The following is a 6,086-nucleotide window of genomic DNA, read 5'->3' on the forward strand; positions in this document are numbered from 1 at the left end:
GCCAATCCGTTGTTCCTGCAAGCGGTGCGCGGCATCGGCTACCGGCTGGTCGCCTCGCCATAGTCAAGTGAAGCGCGCCAGATGAGCACGATCGACACCGGCCTGACGCTGCTGAAAAGCGCCGCGGGGCGCGTCTCCGCCGCCAATGGCTGGATGGGCAATGCGTTCAAGGGCTGGATGCCGACCGGCCTCTATGCGCGCGCATTGCTGATCATGATCGTGCCCATGGTGATCCTGCAATCGGTCGTCGCCTTCGTGTTCATGGAACGGCACTGGAACACGGTGACGCGCCGCCTCTCCGCAGCCGTGGTGCAGGACATCGCCGCGCTGATCGACGTCTACAAGGGCTATCCGCAAGACAAGGATCGCGACCAGATCCGCCGCATCGCGCAGCAGCGTCTCGGCCTTGTGGTGGACTTCCTCCCCGCAGGCGACATGCCGCCGCCGGGACCAAAGCCGTTCTTCTCGCTGCTCGACCAGACGCTGTCGGTGCAGCTCGGCCGACAGATCGGACGCTCGTTCTGGATCGACACGGTCGGCCGTTCCAACCTCGTTGAGATCCGCATCCAGCTCGACGATGCCGTGATGCGCGTGTTCGCGCAGCGTAGCGCCGCGTACGCCTCGAACTCGGAGATCTTCCTGTTCTGGATGGTCGGCACGTCCTCGATCCTGCTGATCGTGTCGGTGCTGTTCCTGCGCAACCAGATCAAGCCGATCCTGCGGCTGGCGGACGCCGCGGAGAGCTTCGGCAAGGGCCGCGAGGCGCCGAACTTCAGGCCGCGCGGCGCGCGCGAGGTGCGGCGCGCGGCGGGCGCCTTCCTCGAGATGAAGTCGCGCATCGAACGCGCGATGGAGCAGCGCACCGCGATGCTTGCCGGCGTCAGCCACGACCTGCGCACCATCCTGACCCGCTTCAAGCTCGAGCTGGAGCTGATCGGCGACAGTCCGGAGCTCGAGGGCATGCGCAAGGACGTCGACGAAATGTCGATGATGCTGGAGGATTACCTCGCCTTCGCCCGCGGCGATTCCGGCGAGCAGTCGCAACCGACCGACATGGCGCAGGCGCTGGAAGAATTGCGCAGCGACGCCGAACGCCACGGTCACGCCGCGACCGTGACATTCACCGGGCTGCCCGTGGTGACGGTGAAGCCGGCCTCGTTCAAGCGCTGCCTCGCCAACCTGGTCACCAACGCCGCGCGCTACGGCAAGGCCATCGCCATCTCCGGCCAGCGCGACCACCGCTATCTGACCGTCACGGTCGACGACGACGGCCCAGGTATCCCCGCGCATCTGCGCGAAGAAGTGTTCAAGCCGTTCCTGCGGCTCGACAACGCCCGCAACCAGGACGAAGGCGGCACCGGCCTTGGCCTTGCGATCGCCCGCGACATCGCCCGTTCGCATGGCGGCGACATCACGCTGGCCGACAGCCCGATGGGCGGGCTGAGGGCGAGCGTGAGGATACCCGTTTAGCTGCCGTAGCCCGGATGAACCGAAGCGCAATCCGGAATTCTTCTTGGCGGCGCCCCCGATTTCTCTGTGCTCGATCCGGGCTAGGATCTCACCGCCTTCACTTCGGCAGCAGCGCTTTCAGCTTGTCGACGTCGCGTATGTTCATCTTGAAGCCGCCGGGCATCACGATGTCTCCGGGCTTCTGGTCCGGCTTGCAGGCGCCGAGCCATTTCGCTTCCAGCGTCATGGAGGTGTCGCGCCCCGCGGTGCCGGCGGCGCCGCCTTGCGCATGGGACGAAGTCTTCACGGTGTAGGCCGAGTTGAAATCGCCTGATATCTCGGCATGCGAGGTCGTGTTGATGCCGGCGACGCTGCACTCGGAATCGCTGATATAGCCCGTTACGGTTTTCTTGACGTCCTGCTTGGAGCAAATCTGCTTGGCCATCGGGGAAACGTTGTTGGCCATCTCCTTGTCGACGCTCTCGTCGGTGCAATGCTGCATGGTCATCTCCGGCATCGCCGAGCCTGACCTGGCCATCTTCATTTCCCAGAGGCCGGCCTTGCGCACCGGCAGATCGTCGGCCAAGGCGCTTCCTGCCGACACCAAAAGACAAGCGACTGATCCGAGCAAAGCAAGCTTGCGCGTCATAGGAGAGACTCCCGGCCGAGACGTCGTGGCTAGCGTTCGAAAGCGCCTTACTTAGTAGAGCGTGCGGAGCGGCCGGTCGGCAGCGCCATAGGGCACCCAGCGGCAGGAAAACGAGATGTAGCCGCCCTCATAGGCCTGCACTGCGAGGAATTTCGCCACCTTGCCATAGCGCGCGCAGTGATCGACCGCGACCTGACGCGCATCGACCTGCGTCGCCATCGAATAGGCGATGATGCCGCCGGTGTCGTTGCCCTTGAACGGCGGCACCGGCAGGATATCGGCGCGCGCCGACTGGCTCGCCATCATCCCCGAGACAACCAGGCTGGCAAGAAGGCCCGCAGCCGCAATGATTCGCATTCCCGTCACTCCGATTGGTTGGCCCCAGCTTACGGTGCGGGCGCGGCGGTGAAAAGAACGGAAGGCCTGCCGGATGCGACGTTGTGATCAACTCCTGGCCGAGTGTTGCCGCGCTGCACTTGACCTCTCCCGGCCTTCGCGGCACCGTCCAGCCTCCGCAAGACCAGCTGTCCGGATTGCCCATGCGCGCCCCCTCCCCGAAATCGTTCCGCTTTGCCGCCGTCCTCGGCCTCATGTTCGGAGCGCTGTCGCTCGGTCAGGCCAAGGCGGCCAATCCGCTCGAGCTGAACTTCTGGCTGAGCGGACCGCGCTACGACGGCCGCGTTGCCGAATGCGACAAGGCGCTGCCGACGATCTCGACCCAGTTCTGGGAGAAGGAAAGCTCGTTCTGGAATTCGCCGCTGCAGATCACGGGATTTTCGAACGTTCACGAGACCGCCGTCCGCCCCTGGGCGTCGGACAACATTCCGCGCCGCTACTGCACCGGCGAGGCCATGCTCACTGACGGCAAGATGCGCCGGGTGCACTTCTCGATCATCGAGGATGGCGGCTTTGCCGGTTACGGCCAGGGAGTCGAATGGTGCGTGGTCGGGCTCGACCGCAACTGGGCCTACAATCCGTCCTGCCGCGCCGCCAAGCCTTGAACTGAAGGGCCTTGAACTGAAGAGCCTTAAGCCGAGGCGCCTGATTCGGCCCGATCAAGCGACCTGCGCGGGTCGCTGGAAATTTGTTCTTGAAATGTTCTGGGTGCCTGCTAGGCTGATTGCACAGTCTAGTTGAGGGGCGTCGCCATGTTTTATTTTAGATTGAATTCGTTCTCCCGCCTCCTGATCTCGCTGACCCTTGCGGCGGGGCTGGTTTCGCTGGCGGGTGGCGCGAGAGCCCAGGACAAGCGACAGAACGCACCCGGCGAGTTCGACTTCTATGTGCTGTCACTGTCGTGGTCACCGTCCTTCTGCGAGGAAGCGGCAGAGCGCGGTCGCAGCGGCGGGCGTTCGAACATCCAGTGCGAGGGACGGCCCTATTCCTTTGTGGTGCACGGGCTGTGGCCGCAATATGAGAGCGGCTTTCCGGAATATTGCCAACGGCCGTCACCGCGGCTGAACCGCAACATCGTCTCCTCGATGCTCGATCTGATGCCCGCGCCAGGCCTGATCTTCAACGAGTGGGACAAGCACGGCACCTGCTCCGGGCTCGACGGCCGCAACTATTTCGAGACGATCCGCAAGGCGCGCGCCGCGATCAAGATTCCGCCCGAGTATCTTGAGCTGTCGCAGGCCAAGACGGTGGCCCCCGGCGAGGTCGAAGAAGCCTTCATCAAGGCCAATCCGGGCCTGAGCAACGCAGCCGTCTCGGTCACCTGCAACCGGACCCGGCTCTCCGAGGTTCGCATCTGCCTCAGCAAGGACCTGCAATTTCGCGCCTGCGAGGAGCTCGAACGCCGCAGCTGCCGCCGCGACCAGGTCACAATGCCGCCGATCAGGGGTGGGTAGGATCAGTCTTCAGATCGTCATTCCGGGGCGCGCGAAGCGTGAGCCCGGAATCCATCTGGGCCGCATTGCCGGTGGCGAAATGGATTTCCGGGTTCGGTGCTGTCGCACCGCCCCGGAATGACAACAGTTACTTTCATCGCGCGATGTCGTAACTCTCCCCCATGAACTACCGCCACGCCTTTCACGCCGGCAACTTCGCCGATGTCATCAAGCACATCGTGCTGGTGCGTATTCTCACCTATTTGCAGGACAAGCCGGCCGCCTTCCGGGTCATCGACACCCATGCGGGTGCTGGCCTCTATGATCTCGACAGCGACGAGGCGCGCCGCAGCGGCGAGTGGCTGACGGGAATCGCTCGGCTGATGCAGGCGCGTCTGTCGAACGAGACAGTGGCCCTGACCAAGCCCTACATGGACATCGTTCGCGCCTTCAATCCGAAGGGCGAGCTCAAGGCCTATCCAGGCTCGCCCCTGATCGCCCGCGGCCTGATGCGGCCGCAGGACCGCCTCGTGGCCTGCGAGCTCGAGCCGAGAGCCCGCAAGGCGCTGATCGACCTGCTGCGGCGCGACGAACAGGCGCGCGTGGTCGATCTCGACGGCTGGATGGCGCTGCCGGCTTTCGTGCCGCCGAAGGAGCGGCGCGGGCTGGTGCTGATCGACCCGCCCTTCGAGGCGAAAGACGAGTTCGAAAGGCTGAGTGAAGCCTTCTCCACGGCCTTCGCGAAATGGCCGACCGGTATCTATGTGATCTGGTATCCCGCCAAGTCCAGGCGCGCCACCGATACGCTGGCGCAAGACGTGGCGCGCACCGCAGCTGCAGCAAAGACGCCTGGAAAATGTCTCCGCCTCGAATTCAGCGTCGCGCCGCAACTTGATGGCGCAGCCCTCACCTCGACAGGACTTCTGATTGTCAATCCGCCCTACACGCTGCAAGGCGAGCTCAGGACGATCCTGCCCGAGCTGGAAATGCCACTCGGCCAGGGCGGGGCTGCCAGATACCGGTTGGAGGTGCCGAGGCCGTAACACCCCGGCATTCATGGGAAAAATATGCAGTAGCGGTAGTCAATCTGCAGAGAACCGTATTATGCTGTTTCCGTGACTGGCTTTACGTTCCGCTTCCGCGAATGGTTGCGGCGGAGTGAAGGCCTAAGAAAGATCCCGGTCGGACCGATGGGTCCGCCCGAGGATGGCCAGCTCTCCCGGGCTTCGTAAGGCCCGGTCATGTCGCGACGCGCGTCTGCGTTGCGACGGAGGAGCAATGAGGGGGAGTTTCCCGATGGCCAATACGGGAACGGTCAAGTTCTTCAACGGCGAACGCGGCTACGGCTTCATCAAGCCGGACGACGGCGGTCGCGATGTCTTCGTTCACATCACCGCCGTGGAGCGGGCGGGACTGAAGGACCTTGCCGAAGGACAGCGTATCACGTTCGAAGTCGAGCCGGACAAGAAGGGGAAGGGGCCGAAAGCGGTCAATCTCGTGATCCTTTCGTAGCGACCCGACCTTAAAAAACCTGACGCAAAAAAGTCCCGACCGCGAGCGGCCGGGAGGCTATTGTCCGGTATTTTCTTATTTGGCTGTCAGAAGTGATAGTTCACGCCTGCGCGCACAACGCTGGCGCTATAGCCATTTGACACGCCTGTAATTGCGAACTGGCTCGACGACAGATCGATGTAGAGATATTCGAGCTTCGCGCTCCAGTTCGGCGCAAGGCCGACTTCCGCACCGACGCCGGCGGTCCAGCCGGCCGTCGTGTGCGATTCCGTCCAGCCGAAAGTCTGCGCGCGCAGCTCACCGAAGGCGAGGCCGGCGGTGCCGTAGACCAGAACGTTGCTGAAGGCGTAGCCGGCGCGGCCGCGCAGGGTGCCGAACCAGGGATTGGAGAACTTCCACGGCGCGAAGGTGTCATCGGCACCTGCGGCCTGGATGTCGCCCTCGACGCCGAACACCCATGGACCGTTCTGGAAATTGTAGCCGGCCTGCACACCACCGACGAAGCCGGAGGGCTTTGCGGGATTGTTGCTTACCGAGCCCCATTCGTAACCGAGATTGGCGCCGAGATACGGGCCGGCCCAGCTATAGGCATTGAGCGGCTGATTGACCGTATAGGGCGCTCGCTGCCCGTAATTGAGATCGGCGGC

The 6,086-nt window shown here is 63.7% G+C and carries 8 protein-coding genes; 5 read left to right on the forward strand and 3 right to left on the reverse strand.

The genetic code is table 11. The features are described 5' to 3' along the window. The first annotated feature begins 81 nt into the window (after window positions 1-81). Complete coding sequence (locus AOQ71_RS03350) at window positions 82-1,470, forward strand: ATP-binding protein (protein WP_057741618.1); 1,389 nt, start codon at window positions 82-84, stop codon at window positions 1,468-1,470. Between the two features lie 97 nt (window positions 1,471-1,567). On the opposite strand, the gene AOQ71_RS03355 is transcribed toward AOQ71_RS03350, so the two are convergent. Beyond that, window positions 1,568-2,098: a DUF3617 domain-containing protein gene (locus AOQ71_RS03355; RefSeq protein ID WP_057741621.1), complete on the reverse strand. Its 531-nt coding sequence runs from the start codon at window positions 2,096-2,098 to the stop codon at window positions 1,568-1,570. 51 nt (window positions 2,099-2,149) lie between these two features. Continuing rightward, complete coding sequence (locus AOQ71_RS03360; protein ID WP_057741623.1) at window positions 2,150-2,455, reverse strand: hypothetical protein; 306 nt, start codon at window positions 2,453-2,455, stop codon at window positions 2,150-2,152. Window positions 2,456-2,637: 182 nt separating this feature from the next. Here AOQ71_RS03360 and AOQ71_RS03365 point away from each other — a divergent pair, with 182 nt between their 5' ends. The 4 genes from AOQ71_RS03365 (at window position 2,638) to AOQ71_RS03380 (ending at window position 5,439) form a co-directional block, all read left to right on the forward strand. After that, on the forward strand, window positions 2,638-3,099 hold the full coding sequence (locus AOQ71_RS03365) for a hypothetical protein (protein ID WP_057741626.1): 462 nt from the start codon (window positions 2,638-2,640) through the stop codon (window positions 3,097-3,099). Window positions 3,100-3,246: 147 nt separating this feature from the next. Next, window positions 3,247-3,948, forward strand: a complete 702-nt coding sequence (locus AOQ71_RS03370) for a ribonuclease T2 family protein (protein WP_057741630.1) — start codon at window positions 3,247-3,249, stop codon at window positions 3,946-3,948. Between the two features lie 161 nt (window positions 3,949-4,109). Then, complete coding sequence (locus tag AOQ71_RS03375) at window positions 4,110-4,970, forward strand: 23S rRNA (adenine(2030)-N(6))-methyltransferase RlmJ (protein ID WP_057741635.1); 861 nt, start codon at window positions 4,110-4,112, stop codon at window positions 4,968-4,970. A gap of 253 nt (window positions 4,971-5,223) precedes the next feature. Next, on the forward strand, window positions 5,224-5,439 hold the full coding sequence (locus AOQ71_RS03380) for a cold-shock protein (RefSeq protein ID WP_027534220.1): 216 nt from the start codon (window positions 5,224-5,226) through the stop codon (window positions 5,437-5,439). Between the two features lie 86 nt (window positions 5,440-5,525). Here the strand turns inward: AOQ71_RS03380 and AOQ71_RS03385 are convergent. Continuing rightward, window positions 5,526-6,086, reverse strand: a 561-nt coding sequence (locus AOQ71_RS03385) for an outer membrane protein (protein ID WP_057741640.1), incomplete at its 5' end; no start/stop codon positions are given.

Source organism: Bradyrhizobium manausense, from assembly GCF_001440035.1.
GTDB lineage: Bacteria > Pseudomonadota > Alphaproteobacteria > Rhizobiales > Xanthobacteraceae > Bradyrhizobium > Bradyrhizobium manausense.